This window comes from Psychrobacter sp. UBA3962 (assembly GCF_002385225.1).
Lineage (GTDB): Bacteria > Pseudomonadota > Gammaproteobacteria > Pseudomonadales > Moraxellaceae > Psychrobacter.
Genome location: NZ_DGDC01000017.1, coordinates 1 through 20,219 on the forward strand (window position 1 = coordinate 1; position 20,219 = coordinate 20,219).

The window sequence follows — 20,219 nt, forward strand, 5'->3', positions numbered from 1 at the left end:
TGGTCGGATGCTTACCTTAGATTTAGCTTATCACCCGCTTCAAAATCAGTGATAATATCAAAATTAGGGGTTAGTAGCCCATCGATGTCATTGGCCGTCCAGATAAAGGTATCTTCCCCTAATCCGCCTGTTAGTACGTCATCTCCAGATTTACCTTGCAGAATATCATTGCCCTCCATACCTAGTAAGATGTCATCTAATCCTTCACGGCCTACTAAGGTTTCTGAAGCATTGGTCCCTTGAACCGTTCCGGTATCACCTTGTTGGTACTCGATGCTTACTAACGCTGAGCTAGAAACGTCATTTTCAGAAATGGTGTAATCGAATGAGTTCACATCATCAAAGTCAGTCGTAGTATAGATGACTGGGTCAATACCTGAGGTTTGGCCCCCATTAACATCAAAGGTTGTTGTTACTTCAGAGTTAGGTGAGGTATTGTCATTGCCAACCAATACTGCCTGATCTAACTCCAACGTACCCGTAAAGTCATTAGTGATAACGCTATCGTCTTTCGCAGATAAACTGTAGACAAAGATGGTTTGCTCAGATTGAACACTATCGCCATCATCATCTATGAGGGTAAAGGTAATGTCTTCTTGATAATCAACCACTAAGGATTGCGTTTCATAAGTGTATTTACCTGTCTCGAAATCTAGCGTCATAATACCTTGTGCTAAGGTATTAATGGTAACCGTTGTGGTTAATTGGTCATAGCTATATATATCCGATGGTGGGCTAGAGGCTGTCATAGAGCCGTCACTGCCATCATAGTCATAAGTAATACCATCTAGGGTAAAGGTTAGGACGTGACCTTCATCCGCACCAAACAAGTTGCCATTAACCAGACCATAGTCTATGACATCAGGCAAGGTATCGACCAAAATATCATCTAGTTGATTTAGGTCAGTGATTAGCCTAGTAAGATCATCGGCACCTTGTTCACCAATCTGTCCATCATAAGCAATGGGTTCTAACTCATTGGTATCAGTGACGCTAGGACCAAATGCAAAGGCATAAGATTTAATGTCATTGGCATTTAAGAAGGTTGTCCAAAGTGACTCTTCTTCAGTTTGGATACCCTGATCTGGATCAGTACTGTTATTATAGCCTGTACCATTTAAACCAGGACCAAAGTCTTCTAGTGTGCCTTGACCATATGTTGGCTCACCATCAGTTAGGAAATATGAATAGTTGTTAGCACCAAATATAGCTCCTGCATCATCATAACTATTCATAGTCACATCTAAAGCAGCATCATAATTAGTCCCACCATCAGCGACTATACCAGGCAGGTTGGCTTTCAACTCATCGATAGTCATCCATTGTGGTTGAGACTGCGCCTCTTTAGCGAAGGTTATTAGTTGAACTTTAACATCACCGGCCACATCATAACCGTCTAGTAACTTCACAATAGCCGCTTTTGCTAAATCGAGACGGGTTTCCCCTCCAGAAATCTGCGTACTCATACTGCCTGAAGTATCTAGAATAATAGTGATATTTGAGTCTGAAGTTGCAGCAGCAATATCAATGTTACTTTCTGATTGCGCAGGTCTATCATCCTCGACGGTAACCGCAAAGTTAGTAGTCGCTGATTGCGCACCATCACTGACACTCGCTTCAAACTGAACGTCTAGCTGGTCCTCATCGTCATTACTAGGGTGGTCAATAGCATGTAACAACGTGGTATTGTAGTCGGCTACAAACCCACCTGAGCCGTCAGTAGTAATGGGTCCTACATCAACCGTCAAGACGTCTAACGATTCTCCCTCAATGATTACTTGACCGGTTAACTGACCCGTTAAGTCATCCCATGTCCAACTGACCGTTTCACCTTTCACAGTGATATCAGTTGGGCCCGCTAAATCAATAGAGAAGTCACTAATATCAAAATTATCAACATCTGTAAAACTGATTGAACCAGTGGCTTCTGTATTGTCCGTTGTATCATTATTACCTGTGCTATCAGGGATTGGGTCGAACTCATCTAGACCTTCTTCTGATACTGTCACTGGAGTAACGGTTGGAATGGCGCAGTCATTGCTACCTTCGATTACAATCTCTAATACTGCTATATCAGAAGCTGTACCATCGGTCATAGTGTAATTAAAGCTTTCAGTTAACGAATCACCATCATTTAAAGCTTGAACTGTGGCATCGTCATCATTAACTTCATACACATAGGTACCATCAGCGTTGACGGTCAGAGTGCCATACATGCCTACCAATGCTGTTCCTAATACGCCAGCGGTTCCACTGCCTTCAACTGCACCAACTCTAATATCGGTCACTGTAGCATCAGCTTGGTCTGGGTTATCATTGGTTAACAAATTACCTGTGGCATCTTGTGAGCCTGATCCGTTGTCAATACCACCTGCTTCAATAGCTTCAGCACTATCGTCTACTGCTAATAAGTCAATATCTAAAATAGTACCCGTACCACTATTTAAAATACTTACATTTGTACTTGGATTGCTTAGGGTTACGTTATATGTTTCAGTAGGCTCCCAGTCTAAATCATCGATAATAAGCACTTGGATGGTCTGAGTGTATACATTGGTGCCCGCTACAAAGGTTATTGTGCCAGTTACACCAGTATAATCTAAACCATCTACAGCAGTCATATCACTGGTAGCATAGTCAACCGTTATATCACCTGCTGGAGGCACATCACCGGTCAAAGTTACCGTAAACTCTGCAAAACCAGCATCTTCATCAACGATTACATTATCAACTGCTACCTGATAGTAAGGCTCATCAACGATTTCGACATCAGCTATATTATTATCAGCATCGATAGCTATAGATTCAAAACCGCCACCAGTTACGTCAGTGATGGTGATGACCACATCCTCTAAGTCCTCATCTAGTAAATCAGTTAAGGTCTCAATATCAAGGTTAACTGAACTTGAACCTGCTGGAATGATAACTGTGGTGCTTACCGTAGTATAATCATCCCCATTGGCTGCAGTTCCTGTATATTCAACGGTGACGGTCACATCAGTGGCGGCGACAATTAAATTACCGTCTGCATCACGTAGTTCAATTGGAAATACTGCCGTCTCACCTTCACTGACAGTACCCGCATCACTATAGGGATAATTGTCTACGATAGACACTTCAACCAGATCAGGTGGAGTTTCATCATTGATAGTTCCGGTAGCAATACTACCGCCTATGGTTAATGTGGTGGTTTCCCCATCGTCTGCATAGCTGTCATCAATCGTTGGGTAGGTTACAGTAAAGCTTGTAACCCCTGCCGGCACTGTAATATCACCTGTTACTGGGTCTAAGGTAACCCCATCACTAAACACTGGTAGGTTACTATAATCTTCACCCTCAGTAGCTGGGTTTGTTGCTCCATCTGCTAAGTCAAAGCTGTAGGTTTGGTCAGAAGCGCTAGGATTACTCAGCGTAACCACATGAACCAAATCTTCACCTTCAAAGGCTGTAGTCGGTGCAACATTAATCTGAATATCGTCATCATTAATGATGGTCATATCAGCGGTGTTAGCGTCAGGATTAATACCAATATCTTCAAAGCCGCCGCCTACAGGATTGCTGATAGTGATATCAACGATTTCATCACCCTCTGCTAGCAGATCATCTATCACCGTCAAGTCTAAATCAACTGAGCTTGCGCCGGCTGGAATAGTTACTTGAATAACGCCGGTAAAGTCATCGCCATTGTCAGCTGTTCCTGAGTAAGTCACATCAACCGTAACCTCTGTCTCAGCGGTTACTAGATTACCATCTTGATCGCGTATCTCAATAGGGAAGCTACCAACATTATCTGGATCGACGGCATCTTCATCTATTGAACCAACATCATCTACAATCGATACTGAAACTGCATCACGTTGATACTCATCTGTAATAGTGCCTATGCCATTATTTAAAATAGTGGCATTCACTGCATTACTTAACGTCATATTGTACGTTTCAGGAAGTTCAGCATAGACATCGTCTATAATGGGCACTTGGATGGTTTGGGTAAATACATTAGTACCCGCTACAAAGGTTATCGTGCCGGTTACCCCAGTGTAATCCAGACCATCTATAGCAGTCACATCACCCGTAGCATAATCTACCGATACGTCAGCTGTAGGAGGTACATCACCGGTTAAAGTCACCGTAAATTCTGCAAAACCAGCATCTTCATCAACGATTACATCATCAACTGCTACCTGATAATAATAACCGTCAGTGATTCCTACATCAGCTACATTACCATCCGCATCGATAGCTATGGCTTCAAAGCCACCACCCGTTACGTCAGTGATAGTAATGACCACATCTTCTAAGTCTTCATCAAGCAAATCAGTTAAAGTCTCAATATTAAGGTCAACTGAGCTTGAGCCTGCTGGAATAATAACTGTGGTACTGACCGTAGTATAATCATCACCATTGGCTGCCATGCCTGTGTATTCAACGGTGACGGTCACATCAGTGGCAGCAACAATTAAATTGCCATCTTCATCGCGCAGCTCAATTGGGAACGCTGCCGTCTCACCTTCACTGACAGTACCTGCATCACCCTCTGGATAATTATCTACAATAGACACTTCAACTAAGTCAGGTGGAGTTTCATCATTGATAGTGCCTGTCGCACTGCTACCCCCTATGGTTAATGTGGTAGTTTCCCCATCATCTGCATAGCTGTCATCGATGGTTGGGTAGGTTACAGTAAAGCTTGTGACACCCGCTGGTACTGTAATCTCGCCTGTTACTGGGTCAAAGGTGACACCATCACTGAAGCTAACAGTATTAGAATAATCCACACCTTCAGTGGCTGTACCTTCTGCTAAGTTAAAACTAAAGGTTTCATCCGTCATGCTAGGGTTACTCAGCGTAACCACATGTACTAAATTATCACCTTCAAAGGCTGCAGTCGGTTCGACATTAATCTGAATATAATCATCACTAATGATGGTCATATCAGCTGTGTTAGCATTAGGATCAACGCCAATACCTTCAAAGCCGCCACCAACAGGATTACTAATGGTGATATTAACAACTTCATCACCCTCTGCTAGCAGATCATCTATAACGGTTAGGTTTAAGTTAACTGAGCTTGAGCCAGCTGGAATAGTCACTTGAATAACGCCAGTAAAATCATCGCCATTGTCAGCTGTGCCTGAGTATGCCACATCAACCGTAACGTCTGTCGCCGCAATTATTAAATCACCGTTTTGATCGCGTATCTCAATTGGGAAGATTCCGACGTTATCGGGATTAACAGCCCATTCATTAATCGAGTCGACATCATCTACAATACATACAGTAACCGGATCAAGTGGATTTTCAGGATCTAAGGGAGGCTCGAGTTCATCATTGATAGTGCCCTCGCCTGTCACACCGCCTACTTCCAATGTGGTAGTTTCACCATCATCTGCATAGCTGTCATCGATGGTTGGGTAGGTCACAGTAAAGCTTGTGACACCTGCTGGTACGGTAATATCACCTGTTACTGGGTCTAAGGTGACGCCATCACTAAAGGTAAAAGTATTAGCATAATCCACATTTTCGGTGGCTGTACCTGGTGTTAAATCAAAGCTAAAAACACTGTCTGTGCTACTAGCAGCACTAAGAGTGACCGTATGAACTAAATCCGTTCCTTCAGTAGCTTGGGCTGGGCTAACCTCTACAATCTCAACAGTACTATCAATAATAGTTACGTTAGCAGTATTAGCCACAGGATTGACAAGGATGTCTTCAAAACCCCCACCCACAGGATTAGTGATGGTGATATCAACGATTTCATTGCCTTCTGGTAGCAGGTCCTCTAACGAGTTAATGTCTAAATTAACTGAGCTTGATCCTGCAGGAATAACAACTGTTAAGCTACCGGTATAATCATCACCATTAGTTGCCGAACCTGTATACTCTATGGTTACCGTTACATCAGTAATTGCGATTTGTGGATCACCATCAGCATTGGTAAGAGAAATAGGGAAATAAGTTGACTCGCCCTCATAAATTGAATCCACATCATCAGAAATAGAAACGGTTACCGGATCACCTGGATTACAGTCATCCACAATGTTCATATCAGCGACATACATCACTGGGTCAAGGGCTATAGCCTCAAAGCCACCACCAGACACACTTGTCAGCTCAATATTAACAATCTCCGAGCCTTCAGCGATATTATCATCCAGAGTTTGTAGAATCAGATTGGTACTTTGAGCACCTGCAGGAATTACAACACTGGCGACCCCTGTAAAGTCAGTACCATCAATAGCTACACCGCTATATTCAATGTTTACTGTGACATCCGTGACTGCATTAATAGCATTGCCATCTGCATCTTTAAGAACTATCGGAAACAAACCACTGCCGGCCTCTATGACATCTGTCGTGAAGTCAAGAATACACACAAAAGCTGAATCACAATCATCAACAATATTCATATCAGCGGTATTATGATCTGGATTAATGCCTATAGCTTCAAAGCCTCCTCCTGATACGTTGACAATTTCAATATTTACCAGCTCTGAGCCCTCAGCAAAATTATCATCAATTGTTTCTAATACAAGGTAGTTAGATTGACTGCCTGCGGGAATAATAATGGTTGATATACCTGTAAAGTCGGTACCATCAATGCCTACACCACTATAATGAATATCTACTGCAGTATCGGTAATTGCACTTATAGGATTGCCATCTTGATCATGCAGCTCGATTGGAAATACCCCATTACCACCTTCAATAACATCAGTTGCGAGGTCAAGAATTGACACGACTACTAATTCTGCATCACAGCAATCGTCGACTATATTCATATCAGCTGTGGCTTTAGTGGGATCAACTGCTATGGCTTCAAAACCACCCCCCGTCACACTGCTTAATTCGATGTTTACAATCTCTGAGCCTTCAGCGATATAATCATCCAATGTTGTAATATCAAAATCCACACTCGAGCTGTTAGCAGGTATAGTGACACTGGCCATCCCTGTATAGTCCGTTCCATCTATGGCCACACCACTGTAATGTATATCGACAGTGACATCTGTTATGGCGGCATTAAGGTTACCATCAGCATCTCTCAACTCTACTGTAAAGGTAGCAACCTCACCTTCATAAACTGAATCAACATTATCAACAATTGACACATAGACTGAGTCTAAATCTGTGTTACATTCATCAGTAATTGTGCCCACACCACTGTTTAGGATAGTGGCGTTGACCGCATCACTTAGCGTCACACTATAAGTTTCAGGTGCTTCAGCAATATTGTCATCTAAGATAGGCACCGTGATGGTTTGCGTGAGTGTACCCACTGGGAATACTAAGGTGCCGGTTACGCCTGTATAGTCCGTAGCGTCTAGAGCAGTAACATCACCAGTTGTGTAGTTCACAGTTACATCAGCTGTTGGGGCATCGCCTGTTAAAGTTACTGTGAATACTGCATTACCAGCATCTTCGTCAACTGTTACGTCGTTAATCTCAATAGTAGTGTATGAGCTGTCGATAATATCAACATCTGCAACACAATTATCAGCATCGACACCAATAGCTTCAAATCCGCCACCTGTCGCGTCAGTAACGGTAATGACCACATTTTCTAAGCCTTCGTCTAATAAATCAGTAAGCGTTGCAATATCAAGATCGACTGAGCTTGAGCCTGCTGGGATAGTGACAATGGTACTTACCGTGGTGTAATCATCGCCATTGGTTGCCGTACCTGTGTACTCAACCGTAACAGTTACATCAGTGGCAGCTACGATTAAATTACCCGCTTCATCACGTAGCTCAATTGGAAAGGTTGCCGTATCCCCTTCATTAACTGCATCATAGTTATCAACGATAGATACTTCGACTAAGTCAGGATACTGCTCTTCATCGGTAATCGTGCCAATACCGTTATGATCTATCGTGGCATTGACAGGGCTACTTAAGACAACATTAAAAGTTTCATCTGCTTCATAATAAGCATCATCTAGAATAGGCACTTCGATGGTTTGAGTCGTCTCACCTGGCAAGAAAGTTACTGTCCCGCTTACTCCAATATAATCTGCGCCATCTACTGCTGAGTCAGCATCGGTATTAAAACTAACTTCTACCGTTTCCGTACTCGGATGTGACAAAGTAACTGTAAATGTGGCAACAACGTCTTCCCCCATGAGACTTTCACTCACAGTGACATCATCAACACTAACACTTGGCATCATATCCGTATCTGTAATGACCGTATTAACCGTATGATCATCACCTAACTGCGCACCCCCTGTTACTGCAGTAATAACCACATTGTAATTTTCATCGCCTTCATAGACGCCGTCATCATTGATACCTACTTCGATAACCGCACTTAATTCTCCTGCGGGTATGGTGATTGTGGCAGTGGTAGGACCGGTGAAGTCGTCACTATCTGTGGTTTGATTTTGAACTTCATAGGTAACCACAGTATCCGTATCAGAAGCTTTATCGAGAGTAATGGTATAACTAGCTGGGCCAGCATTCTCATTAATGATGCCATCACCAGACAAAGAGACGATCGCTGGAGATTCTACGACAGCTGAATCACTGCTAGGTGCTGAAATATTTTCTTGCGGATCTGCAACATAGGCTATTACTTCGATAGTCTCACCGTTAGCAGGTGCTGGATATTCTAAGACTAAGCCGTTATCTATGATGGCTTGGGTAATAGCCACTTGACCCATAGATCCATCAGGATTGGTTATTACTAAAGTATCACCGACATTTGTCGCTGGATCTACGGTGATTAAGACACCCACAGTCCCATCTAGCTCACTTACTGAAATTATGCCATCATTTTTACTATCTTCAGTGATTGTCACAGTTGGAGGATTGATGACAACTTCACCATTAGGAGGATTTGGATCATCAGAGCTGCCAATCGAAGCAATACCTAAAGCGGCTAAAACAGGCAGTCCACCCATCCACCACGGTTGTACAAACTCTTCGCCGCCCAACGCATTACCTTGTACGGCACCATCTTGAAGCTGTGTAACATAATCAGCTTGCTCTGCACTATCAGGAATATAGTAGTAAGGCTCACCCTCTTTTGATGCGCCTACAAGCGCACTATTATTGTTCTCTTGATAAAAATCTCTAATAATAAGGTCTTCTTCTGTACCGCTACGATCAAAGGAAACCTTTAAATCGTCATCGACACGCCGAGTGATAATATGGTCGGGACCATATCCTTTAACGTTATCAAAAAATTCATAGTTAGCATTTTTTGTGGCATTTATTACCGTTGGGCCATTGTCAGAAAGAGTATTTTTTGCAACTACTCCGCTTGAATCTACTGTTGTTACAATGATATTTTTCATTATCTTTCCTTGTTGAATTTTAAAATGATTTATTTTTTTAATTACATCTAGAACTTTTACTAGGTAATTATTTGGGTCGACCCGCTAAATCTTGTTCAACTAGGCCTTTTGATATTATCTTTGTTGTATTACAGCGACTACTCTACGGTTCATCTGTCTTCCTTCTGCAGTTGTGTTTGAGGCAATTGGCCGTGACTCTCCATAGCCAACTGCTTGAATTCGAGCTGGGCTAATGCCGAACTGATTAATAAACACCTCTTTGACTGCCTGAGCACGACGTTTTGACAAAGCAATGTTATAAGCATCACTCGCATTACTGTCGGTATGCCCCTCAATAACTACAGTCGTATCTGAATACTTTTGCATGAATTCGGCAGCAGTAGACAGGTCGCGTAGATACTGAGGTTTAACCACTGATTTATCATTATCAAAAAGAACTTGAAGATTTATGGTTATTTTTTCTTCTAAAACAGGAACGCTAGGGGGCTGAGGTTTAGGTTGTGGACGAAGATCACAGTGTGGAATGACCTTACTTATTTGATGAGATTGATAGGACATGCCAGCCATGGCAGCACGGGCTTGATTTTCAGAAACACGCTTTGACTTTGCAACGCGGTTTTTATTGACATTTATTTCGAAATAGTAAGTCTCCTTATTTTTGATGTCTGAAACTTTATGATCTAGCAATAAGTCATTGGTATTGAGCTCAGAGGATTTGCTACTCAATCGGTTATCCCCAATACAGGAATAAACTGTAGTAAAGTTGCCAGGATGAAGACTGACCTGATAATCATCGTTTACTGCTATATTGACTCCTGTCCTTGAGTCATCATCATCCATAGGCCGGTAGAGGACCAGTCGGATTGTACCCTCTGGAGTTGGTGTATTTAATATAGCCTCGACATCGACAACTTCACTGGGATGCCATGCAACATTGTTTACTCTGACCATTTCGTTTTGAGTAGCACATCCCTGCGATAGGGTTGCTATAAGTAATGTACCAATAAGCGTTTTAATTGTTGTTTTCATTGAAGATATCCTTAATGTACGCTAGCTAAGTGATTACACCGAAGGAATGAACAACTTTTTTATTGATTTGTCTTTTTACTAAAAGCTGTCAAGGAAATCCTTTTCCTTACCCATCGACTAAATTTCTGGCATTAGTATTTACTAATAGGTTTTATTAACTCATAGGCTTATATCAATTAATTAGAGTCATGATTATTGTTCTATAACCTTTACAAACTTATTCAGCATAAATTTTCATAAAATAAGTGCTAGTAAATAAACTTCCTACCCTTCAGACGCCTACGATACTTCCATGACTCTATAACGATAGTACTTTTCGCACTCCAAAGTAGTAATGGTATAAACGTACTAAACTCTCTATTTAAAAAAATAAGTCATTTAAGCTAAGAACCCTCTAAACTGATTATTAAGGACAAAAAAATAAGCCACACTCTTAAGAATGTGGCTTATAAACTATGTCTTACTAAGTGTGGCTTATTTAATATTTCTTGCTATATACAATACAATGACTAAGGCCATTTTTTTATTTATCCCATATCCCTAATGCTCATATTTGCTGCTGACTTATTTTGATCAATAACAACAGCTTTAAAACCACCGCCATAAGCATGACTCAACTCAATATCAACAGCCTCAGAAGTTTCAACAATATGCTTATCTAAAGCAGCAATATCAAAATCAAAACTTGCACTATTGGCGGGTACTATTAAACTTACTTTCCCAACAAAATCCGTTTCATCTGTCATTGTTCCCGAGTACTGAACTTCAACTGTTACATCAGTGTTTGCGATATTTAGGGCGCCCTTACTGTCTCGAAGTTCTATAGCAAATGAACCACCCCCTATTTGAAACGGGCCCTCATAGGCTAAGTCATACTTCTCTATACTTGTAGCAGTGTTTTCTACAATGGAGACCAGTGCTAAATCTGGCTGCGTATTTTGGTTGTGCCTATCACAAGCCTGCCCAGAACACTCTTTAATTTGAGCATTGACACCATTGGTTAATACTACCTCAAAGTTACTATCACAATATTCGTAATCACTATCTGAGAAGGCTTGGGTCACTGTATGAGAAATAATACCAGGGTTAAAAGTTAAGGTTCCTGCATCTAATCGATAACAATCGATATTCTCCACAGCGACTTTACCTAAAAAATAATCTACAGATGCCTCTCGGGTTAAAGGGGCTCCGGATAAGACAACCGTAAATTCTACGACACCTGCTACCCCATCTACTGTTATCTCTGCCACACTAAACCCATCCTGCTGATAATCTATCATAGCTAGCTCTATAAAATTATGGCTCGCATCAATGGCTAAGTCTGCAAATTCATTACCTTTAATATCGATTAGGGCGACACTTAGCTGATCTATCTGTTCTGCTTTAAGATAGCTTTCTAAAAAAGGCGCATACTCCGTACTGCTTGATCCCGAAGCAATTATAACGACCCTACTTCCAATATACTCATCTCCATTGGCTGCTGTGCCGGTACAAATTATATTAACTGCCACCTCTTTATGCGCCGCAACTGGTTCATCATTATTATTGGTTAAACCAATACAGAGTTTTAAGTCCTGTGCTGCATAGACATTATTTACAGCATTAGTAATTGACACGTGAACCGTCTCAATGTTTTTAGTATGAGAAGTTTGAATTTCTTTGGTTTGAGAAGTATTAACTTTGGTTTCTTGGTTGTCCTGCATCCTTTGTCCTTGGTTGAATTACCGTGTAATTTCTCTTAAGCCCTCCTCAGTAAAACATATTTAAGCAACATTAGTTACTTAATAATAAAAAATAATCACAATCCATTACAATCTTAATTTTGCAACTTGCACACATAAACGGGCTTTAAAATGCTATAGTAAACCCCTAATTAGACCCTATGTCTGCGTATCAAAATCACAGTATTTAAAGCAGAAAACCTTTCATTAAGTTATTGAAAAAATATAGCCTTTCTCTAAAGTTAACTTAAACAAATTTTGTAATTTTAGTAGCAGTTGTCTCGCCCACAATTTTGCTTGCTTATTATCATCCGTTTATTAAAATCAGGTCGTTTATGGCATTTGTACATTTAGGCATCCACAGCGAGTTTTCAATTACCGACTCAATCATTCGTATCAAACCTTTGGTAAAGGCGGCGGCAGCTGATGGCCAAATGGCTTTGGCTTTAACCGACTTGTCTAACTTATATGCCACTGTGAAGTTTTATCGTGCCTGCCTAGAGGCAGGGATTAAGCCCATTATTGGGGCTGAAATTATCTTGGATGATGAAAATACCCGCTTAACCTTATTGGCGATGAATAATGAAGGCTACCAAAGCATCACTCGCATTGTGTCACTAGGATTTACAGACGGCCGTATGAATCCCGAAAACAGAGGCGTTCCTATCGTCAATAAAGAGCATTTAATGGCCAATAGTGAGGGGGTTATTGTCTTATTTACTGAAAAGTCGGATGTCGGCCAAGCTTTAATGGGCTCAAATCCTGAGCGAGGCCATGAGCTCCTAGCGGAGTATCAATCTGTCTTTGAAGACCGCTTATACTTTGCTATAAAACGTACCAGACGTGTGGGTGAGGACACCTTTATTGAACAAGCCATTTTGGCAGGTCAGCGTCATGGCATCCCTATCGTCGCTCATAATGACGTGCGATTCTTAGTAGAAGATGACTTTGATGCTCATGAGGCACGAGTATGTATTGCTTCCTCTCACGTTCTGGCCGACCCCAATCGCCCGCATGACTACTCAAGTGAACAATACTTAAAAACTCAAGCTGAGATGGTTCAGCTGTTTTCAGACATCCCTCAAGTAGTGGAAAACACTGTTATCCTAGCCCAACGCTGTAACGTTACCTTAACCCTTGGTATTAACGTATTGCCTGAGTTCCCTGTCCCCAGAGGTGAAACCATTGAATCATTTTTCCGCTCTGAATCTAAGCGAGGACTAGAGGCTCGCTTGGATAAGCTGTATCCAGTTTCAGAACGAGATGACACATGGCTTGAGGTTAGAAAGCCTTATGATGAGCGCCTAGAGCACGAATTAAATATCATTCTGGAGATGGGATTCCCAGGCTACTTCTTAATCGTAATGGACTTTATTCGCTGGGCTAAGGCCAATGGCGTACCGGTAGGTCCAGGCCGTGGCTCGGGAGCCGGCTCGTTAGTAGCGTATGCACTTAACATTACTGACCTTGACCCCTTACATTACGACTTGCTGTTTGAGCGCTTCTTAAACCCTGAACGTGTTTCTATGCCCGACTTCGATATCGACTTTTGTATTGAAGGTCGCGACCGAGTGATTGAGTATGTGGCCAGTCAGTATGGCCGTGAAGCAGTGTCACAAATCATCACTTTTGGTACCATGGCAGCGAAAGCTGTGGTGCGTGACGTGGCGCGTGTTCAAAGTAAATCTTATGGTTTGGCCGATAAAATCTCAAAACTGATTCCTAAAACTCCAGGTATCTCATTGCGAGATGCGGTGCTTGAAGAGCCACAATTAAAAGAATTGCTTTCAAACCCAGATAATATGGATTATGAGGATGCCAATGAAATTTGGGAGATGGCCTTAAAGCTAGAGGGCATTACCCGTAACGTTGGTAAGCATGCCGGGGGTGTATTGATTGCTCCAAATAAAATTACAGACTTTAGTGCTATCTATTGTGATGAAGAAGGTCACCGAGTTAGTCAGTTTGATAAAGACGATGTAGAATCTGTCGGTCTAGTTAAGTTTGACTTCTTAGGCCTGCGAAACTTAACCGTTATTAATGCGGCGGTTAAGAACATTAATGAGCGCCGAGCTCGGGAAAAAAAGCCAGCACTTGAGCTAGAAGATTTGCCGCTAGATGACAAGAATGCTTATAAACTGCTGCAAGAGGCTAAGACCACAGCGGTATTCCAGCTAGAAAGTTCGGGTATGAAAAAGTACCTGTCTAAGCTACAGCCGACCAATATCGAAGACGTTATCGCGATGTGTGCGTTGTACCGCCCAGGCCCGCTAGATGCCGGTATGGTTGAGATGTACATTGACCGCAAACATGGCCGTGAGGAAGTAGTCTATGACCACCCTAACCTTGAGCCTATTTTAGAGAACACCAACGGAGTTATCGTCTACCAAGAGCAGGTTATGCAAATCTCTCAGGTGATGGCAGGTTATAGCTTAGGTGGTGCCGATATGTTGCGCCGAGCCATGGGTAAAAAGAAACCTGAAGAGATGGCCAAGCAGCGGGATATCTTCGTCACTGGGGCAACAGAACAAGGCATTGATCCTGTAGTATCAGGCGGTGTATTTGATCTGATGGAAAAATTCGCCGGTTACGGATTTAACAAATCACACTCGGCCGCTTATGGTGTCTTAGCTTATCAGACCGCTTATTTGAAGTACTACTATCCAGCTGAGTTTATGGCTGCCGTCTTAACCTCTGATATGAACAACACCGATAACGTGGTGTTCTTTATCAACGACTGCCGTGAGAACTTTAATTTAACAGTCGATAATCCTTCTGTTAACCGCAGTGAGTGGCACTTCGTTGCTGATAAACCCACCAATATTATTTATGGACTTGGCGCCATTAAAGGCGTCGGTGAAGGAGCGGTTGAATCCATCGTACAGGCAAGAAGTTTAGGCGGTCCTTTTAGCGATCTATATGACTTCTGCCGCCGCGTAGATATTAAAAAAGTTAATAAGCGCACTTTAGAAGCCTTAATTAAGTCGGGCTGTTTTGATGATTTTGCCATTACCTTACGCCCTGACTTAGAGGATGATCAGCATCATCAAATTCGTGGCGCTCTAATGAAGCAGTTGCCTAGTGCCGTACAAGCAGCTGAGCAAGAGCGTCAAAATAACGAAATGGGCATGATGGATCTATTTAGTGAAGTCGACAACGCCACCACTGCCCCGCCGCTGCCTACGGGTCCTGAACTGATTTGGGGAGATAAGCACCGCCTTAAAGCTGAAAAAGATACCTTAGGGCTGTACCTGACCGGACACCCTATAGATCAGTACCGTAAAGAGGTAGCGGTCTATACCAGCAATGCACGTCTAGATAACTTATCTGATACGGGCTATAACGGCAGCACTCTGTTTGCTGGCCTAATTATGGATATTGCCAACTTTGGAAACCGCTGTGTAATTACCTTAGATGATGGCACGGCGCGGCTCGAGGTAAGCTGTTATGCTGAGCGTTACAATCGAATTAAAGATAAGCTCAAGGTCGATGAAGTTATTGTTATTAAAGGCGGTATCAGAGATCGTGATGGTCGCCTATTTGCACGTTTAGACAACGCTTATACTCTTCTTGAATGTCGTCAGCGTTGGGTGAAAAAAATTAGCATTAAGATTCATAGTGAAGACACCCTACTCTTAGACTCCTTAAAGCCTATATTAAAGCCTGCTCAGCTCGATATTATTCCAAGCATTTCAGCCCCTTCCTTTGAAGAAGAGGTCGATGAGAATGACGCAATGGAAGCTTATTATAATGATGAGCAAGGTGCTATGGGTATCTCGCCAGTGCCCCTCAATCAAAACGATGGCTGTATTCCTGTTGCCCTTAACGTCTATACTGACTTTGCCATTGCTAGTGTTAGTTTAAATGATGATTGGCGGATTTATCCCACTGATGAAAATTTAATGCAGCTAGGTATTGCGGTGCCTGAGGATAATCTTTATTTCCATTACTCTTAATTAGTTTAATACAGACCCCTGTGATGCCTGCTTCTGCAGGCATTTTGTTAATTCACTTAAGCCTAAGTTTGGTGTAATCAAATAGCTTTTAAGGTGACTTTTCTTTAAACTAATCTTTATGCTAACTGATGCCTTAGATGCCTTACTATGAGTTATGCCCTTTTAAACTTAACTCTTTAAATAAGAAAAATAATGACTGTTTCCTCCTCTACCAATCACAGCAATCCCCAAACTGAAACAATAGGGCCTAGCGCTTTACTGAATAAACGTCTAAGCAATATTAAAATAGTTATGGTAAACACTACCCTGCCTGCCAATATTGGCTCAGCGGCAAGGGCCATGCTGACTATGGGATTAACAGATTTAGTAGTGGTTGATCCTAAGCTACCCATTGATGAAGACAGTGTGGCGCATGCAGCAGGGGCTCAGTCTGTGTTAGCTAACTGCACTGTGGTAGAGAACTTAGAGGATGCCTTGGCTGATTGCCATCTGGTATTTGCTGCTAGCAGTCGGCAACGACACATCCCCCGTCCTGTAGTCACACCCAACGAGGCCGCGGATATTATTTTAGGTAGGCCGACTGATGAGACCAAAGTCGCCATCTTATTTGGCCGTGAGGACCGAGGGCTAACCAATCAAGAATTGGCTTTAGCTGATTATCACATTCAGATTGACGCTAATCCCGACTATCCTGTGCTTAATGTGGCCTCAGCGATACAAGTTATTGCTAGTTTTATTTATAGTCGTTTTCTGCAGCATGACCTACAGGCTAAGCCAACTGATAATACCACTGATACCACCGAGATTGAGATAAGACAGAGACAAAGCTGGGACATGCCAGCCATCGATCAACATCAAAAAAACCAACTACAAACTCGAATTATTGAGTTAATGCAGCGTTTAGAGTTAGTAGAAAGCACAGAAGCTGATAAACTAAGAGAGCTGCCAAGTCGGCTATCCCGTTTGCTGTCAAGACTGCAGTTGGATCAAAAAGAATTTGAAATTGTAAGCTCTATAATTGCTAAGATTAAACGAAAGTTGTAACGTTATACTGACTTAAATTTTTAACCCACACTGATAATAAAATAAGACAATCCTATGAGACTAATTAAAGCCATTAAAAAAGCCAAGGCCTCATTACAAGAGGATATCGCTGCGGTATTCGAACGTGACCCAGCTGCTAGAAACAGTACAGAGGTTTTATTAACCTACCCTGGTATCCATGCTTTGATGCTACACCGCGGTGCTCACTACTTGTGGAATAAAGACTATAAGTTCTCAGCGCGAGCGATTTCTTATGGCTCTCGCATGCTTACCGGTATTGAGATTCATCCGGCAGCACAAATTGGCAGACGTTTTTTTATTGACCACGGTATGGGGGTTGTCATTGGTGAAACCGCTAAAATTGGCGATGATGTCACCTTATATCATGGCGTTACCTTAGGCGGTGTCTCTCTAGGACAAGGCAAGCGTCACCCTACTTTAGAAGATGGCGTTATTGTGGGTGCTGGTGCCAAAGTATTGGGACCATTCACTGTGGGCAAAAACGCAAAAATTGGCTCCAATGCCGTCGTAGTAAAAGAAGTCCCTGCTGAAGCAACCATGGTCGGTAGCGCCGCTAGAATGATTAATGCTCCCACTGAAACTGAGTCAGAGTCGGTCAATGCCAATAGCCAAAAACCCAGTCAATCCGCTAAAGAGACAGACTGCCCAGAAACCTCTAAAAACTATGGGCAGCTTAATGGTAAGCGCTTGTCTGAAAGAGTCGACTTTAGCGCCTACGGTCTAAATCCAGACTCAGAAGATCCAGTCGCTGAAGCCTTTAGCAAAGTACTGAGCCACATTCAGCAGTCTGAAACCCGCATTAATGAATTGCAAAAAGCATTGTGCAAACTAGACCCAACCTTTAAGCCCAAAGACTGTGAGAAAATCTCAGTAGATGAGATTGATATGATGAATAATTAATAAAGCTATTAATTGTTTAAGGATCAGAAAACCATGACTTAATCACTGGCCTTAAGATAGCCAGTGATTTTGATAAAGCTCAATTAAACCTACCCATTCATGATTCTTGAATGGGTAGCGCTCTTCAACAGCAATGACCTCTCCCGAGTCGGTAACAATCGCTAAGATATCAATATCTATAATAACTACTCTATTTTTAGGCTCGGTAATAGATTGCAATAATTCATCAACTTCAAGCCGATTAATCTTTTCGGCCTCATAACAATCTTGTTGGATCTGCTTTTCAATTACTTTACTGGCCTTCACCAGCTCCCCTAAAGTTAAGCAAGGCTGATCAGCTTGATTTAGCTTTAAATAACCGCACTGATTGGTATAGTCAGGCTTGGGGTTTTCCGCCGTCGCCGTATAATCCGGGTTTATAAACTCAGTCGACCAATACGCCTCAATCGCCTGATCTTCAAGCACCTTCCTACTTTGCTGCAAGTGATAGCTTGCTTCTTGGTTGCTACCCAACTCAACAATATAGCCTGCAGGGGCAATATCAGAAATCTGCAATAAAGGTTGAATCTCTGAAATGATTTGCTTCTTAAGATTGTCTTGAACACGCTTTAATTTATCAGAGTCATTTAGGGCATTATCTTGTTTTGAAATGCTTAGGCTATTTACATCAACCCCTTTAGTAGAAAATTGTGCCGATGGTTTATCACTACACATCAATAGTTAACCCCTCACGGTTTTTTGAGATCCTATAGCTGTAAATCTACACTCAATTTTAGCTTGCAACAGAAGTTCTAATAATTTGTACTGCAACTGCATCAGCCTCTTTGATAGCGGTGGGCTTGGCGACACTAACTTCGACTTGAGTGGTGTTGTATTTAGTTAAGATATGCTCTGCAATCAACTCAGCCAATCGCTCAATCAGCATGGCTTTGGTTTGCTGGCATAGCTCAGTAATATCGTCACATATTTCTTTGTAATTAATAGCATCCTTGATATCATCGCTTTTACCCGCTTTGCTGATATCTGTGGCCATAGACACATCAATTAATAGGGGCTGCTCAATTTCACGCTCCCAATCAAACACCCCTATTACCGCCTTAACCTTCAGCCCTTTAACCTTGACGAAATCGGTGTTTTTCAGTGGTTCACTCATGACAATATTCTCATCTTATAAAAATAATTTTTTAGTAGGGTTAGTTTAGTGTTATTAACTTAATCGTTCTTTAGTAGGTGTAAAGGCAGCTAAGGATAGTTATTGGACTGATTAGCTGCTAAGCGATTCTTTTTTTAGCATTTTAGAAGGTCTGTTTTGCCACAAATCAATACTAAATAAAAACAACCCAAACCAAATCAAACCAAAGATCATTAATCTCTGAGTATCAAATGGCTCATGATAATAAAAGATAGCCAATAAGAAAATAATGGTCGGGGTCAGATAGTTCATAAAACTTAGAATACTAAAAGCCACCATTTTGGTTGATTTATTAAATAGCAGCAGCGGTATCAAAGTAATAGGGCCAGCAAGCATTAAAAACCAGATCTTACTGCTTAGCCAAAACGATAGTGATGAGCTGGCCACATCAGAGGTCATAAACCACCAAATACAAATAGGCACCAATAAGGCTGTCTCTATAAACATGGCATCTACTGCCTGAAGTGGGGTGCGTCTTTGCATTACCCCGTACACACTAAAGGAGCAGGCCAACACCAAAGATACCCAAGGGATACTACCTAGCATCACCACTTGAATTAATACAGAAGCTAAGGCAAAGCCCACAGCAATCCACTGTAATGGGCGTAGTTTTTCTTGTAAAAACACTAGAGACAATAAAATACCAATTAGAGGGCTGATAAAGTAACCCAAACTGGCTTCTAATATCAGATTGGCATTGACCGCCCACACATAAGTGAGCCAGTTAATAGCAATAATAATTCCCGATAGAAAGGTAATCCAGATTAGACGAGGATTAGATTTTAAGGTACCTAGCCACTGCCAGCGTTTGGTTACCACCAAAAACAATGCCAAACAGGCAAAGGTCCAAACAATGCGGTGCCCGATAATCTCGACGGCATTGTATTCGCCTAGCTGCTTGAAATAAAACGGAAAGCTACCCCAAATGCTAAAGGCAATCAAAGCCGTCAGAATACCTTTGCTGGTGGTATGGACTACTGTGGTTTTAGGTTTACTGAGCGGGCTGTCGTTTGAGGTGGATGAAGACATATAAACAATCCAGAATACGGCTTACGAT

9 protein-coding genes are annotated in these 20,219 nt (G+C 41.9%); 3 read left to right on the forward strand and 6 right to left on the reverse strand.

Translation table 11 applies throughout. The features are described from left to right. Positions 1–11 precede the first annotated feature (11 nt). From B3S92_RS04415 to B3S92_RS04425, 3 genes are all read right to left on the reverse strand, one after another. On the reverse strand, positions 12–9,299 hold the full coding sequence (locus B3S92_RS04415) for a Calx-beta domain-containing protein (RefSeq protein ID WP_296203109.1): 9,288 nt from the start codon (positions 9,297–9,299) through the stop codon (positions 12–14). Between the two features lie 114 nt (positions 9,300–9,413). After that, the gene (locus tag B3S92_RS04420; protein ID WP_296203111.1) at positions 9,414–10,328 is read right to left on the reverse strand and encodes an OmpA family protein; all 915 of its coding nucleotides are present in this window, start codon (positions 10,326–10,328) and stop codon (positions 9,414–9,416) included. A gap of 527 nt (positions 10,329–10,855) precedes the next feature. Continuing rightward, positions 10,856–12,031, reverse strand: coding sequence for a hypothetical protein (locus B3S92_RS04425; RefSeq protein ID WP_296203113.1), 1,176 nt, complete (start codon positions 12,029–12,031; stop codon positions 10,856–10,858). Between the two features lie 353 nt (positions 12,032–12,384). On the opposite strand from B3S92_RS04425, the gene dnaE reads away from it, so the two are divergent. The 3 genes from dnaE to cysE all read left to right on the forward strand — a co-directional run bounded on the left by dnaE (position 12,385) and on the right by cysE (position 17,970). Further along, positions 12,385–16,005, forward strand: a complete 3,621-nt coding sequence (gene dnaE, locus B3S92_RS04430) for a DNA polymerase III subunit alpha (RefSeq protein WP_296203115.1) — start codon at positions 12,385–12,387, stop codon at positions 16,003–16,005. Between the two features lie 192 nt (positions 16,006–16,197). Then, positions 16,198–17,049, forward strand: coding sequence for an RNA methyltransferase (locus B3S92_RS04435; RefSeq protein ID WP_296203116.1), 852 nt, complete (start codon positions 16,198–16,200; stop codon positions 17,047–17,049). A 54-nt stretch (positions 17,050–17,103) separates the two neighbouring features. Further along, positions 17,104–17,970 (forward strand): serine O-acetyltransferase, encoded by an 867-nt coding sequence (gene cysE / locus B3S92_RS04440; protein ID WP_296203119.1) that lies wholly within the window; start codon positions 17,104–17,106, stop codon positions 17,968–17,970. Positions 17,971–18,021: 51 nt separating this feature from the next. On the opposite strand, the gene B3S92_RS04445 is transcribed toward cysE, so the two are convergent. The 3 genes from B3S92_RS04445 to rarD all read right to left on the reverse strand — a co-directional run bounded on the left by B3S92_RS04445 (position 18,022) and on the right by rarD (position 20,191). Further along, positions 18,022–18,684: a hypothetical protein gene (locus tag B3S92_RS04445; protein ID WP_296203120.1), complete on the reverse strand. Its 663-nt coding sequence runs from the start codon at positions 18,682–18,684 to the stop codon at positions 18,022–18,024. 58 nt (positions 18,685–18,742) lie between these two features. Further along, positions 18,743–19,123: a dihydroneopterin aldolase gene (gene folB, locus B3S92_RS04450; protein ID WP_296203122.1), complete on the reverse strand. Its 381-nt coding sequence runs from the start codon at positions 19,121–19,123 to the stop codon at positions 18,743–18,745. Positions 19,124–19,234: 111 nt separating this feature from the next. Continuing rightward, the gene (rarD, locus tag B3S92_RS04455; protein ID WP_296203124.1) at positions 19,235–20,191 is read right to left on the reverse strand and encodes an EamA family transporter RarD; all 957 of its coding nucleotides are present in this window, start codon (positions 20,189–20,191) and stop codon (positions 19,235–19,237) included. Positions 20,192–20,219: the final 28 nt, after the last annotated feature.

Coding starts and splice junctions, on each gene's coding strand:
- B3S92_RS04425 (WP_296203113.1), bottom strand. CDS start 12,031: ATGCAGGACAACCAAGAAACCAAAGTTAATACTTCTCAAACCAAAGAA.
- B3S92_RS04420 (WP_296203111.1), bottom strand. CDS start 10,328: ATGAAAACAACAATTAAAACGCTTATTGGTACATTACTTATAGCAACC.
- folB (WP_296203122.1), bottom strand. CDS start 19,123: ATGAGTGAACCACTGAAAAACACCGATTTCGTCAAGGTTAAAGGGCTG.
- dnaE (WP_296203115.1), top strand. CDS start 12,385: ATGGCATTTGTACATTTAGGCATCCACAGCGAGTTTTCAATTACCGAC.
- cysE (WP_296203119.1), top strand. CDS start 17,104: ATGAGACTAATTAAAGCCATTAAAAAAGCCAAGGCCTCATTACAAGAG.
- B3S92_RS04445 (WP_296203120.1), bottom strand. CDS start 18,684: ATGTGTAGTGATAAACCATCGGCACAATTTTCTACTAAAGGGGTTGAT.
- rarD (WP_296203124.1), bottom strand. CDS start 20,191: ATGTCTTCATCCACCTCAAACGACAGCCCGCTCAGTAAACCTAAAACC.
- B3S92_RS04415 (WP_296203109.1), bottom strand. CDS start 9,299: ATGAAAAATATCATTGTAACAACAGTAGATTCAAGCGGAGTAGTTGCA.
- B3S92_RS04435 (WP_296203116.1), top strand. CDS start 16,198: ATGACTGTTTCCTCCTCTACCAATCACAGCAATCCCCAAACTGAAACA.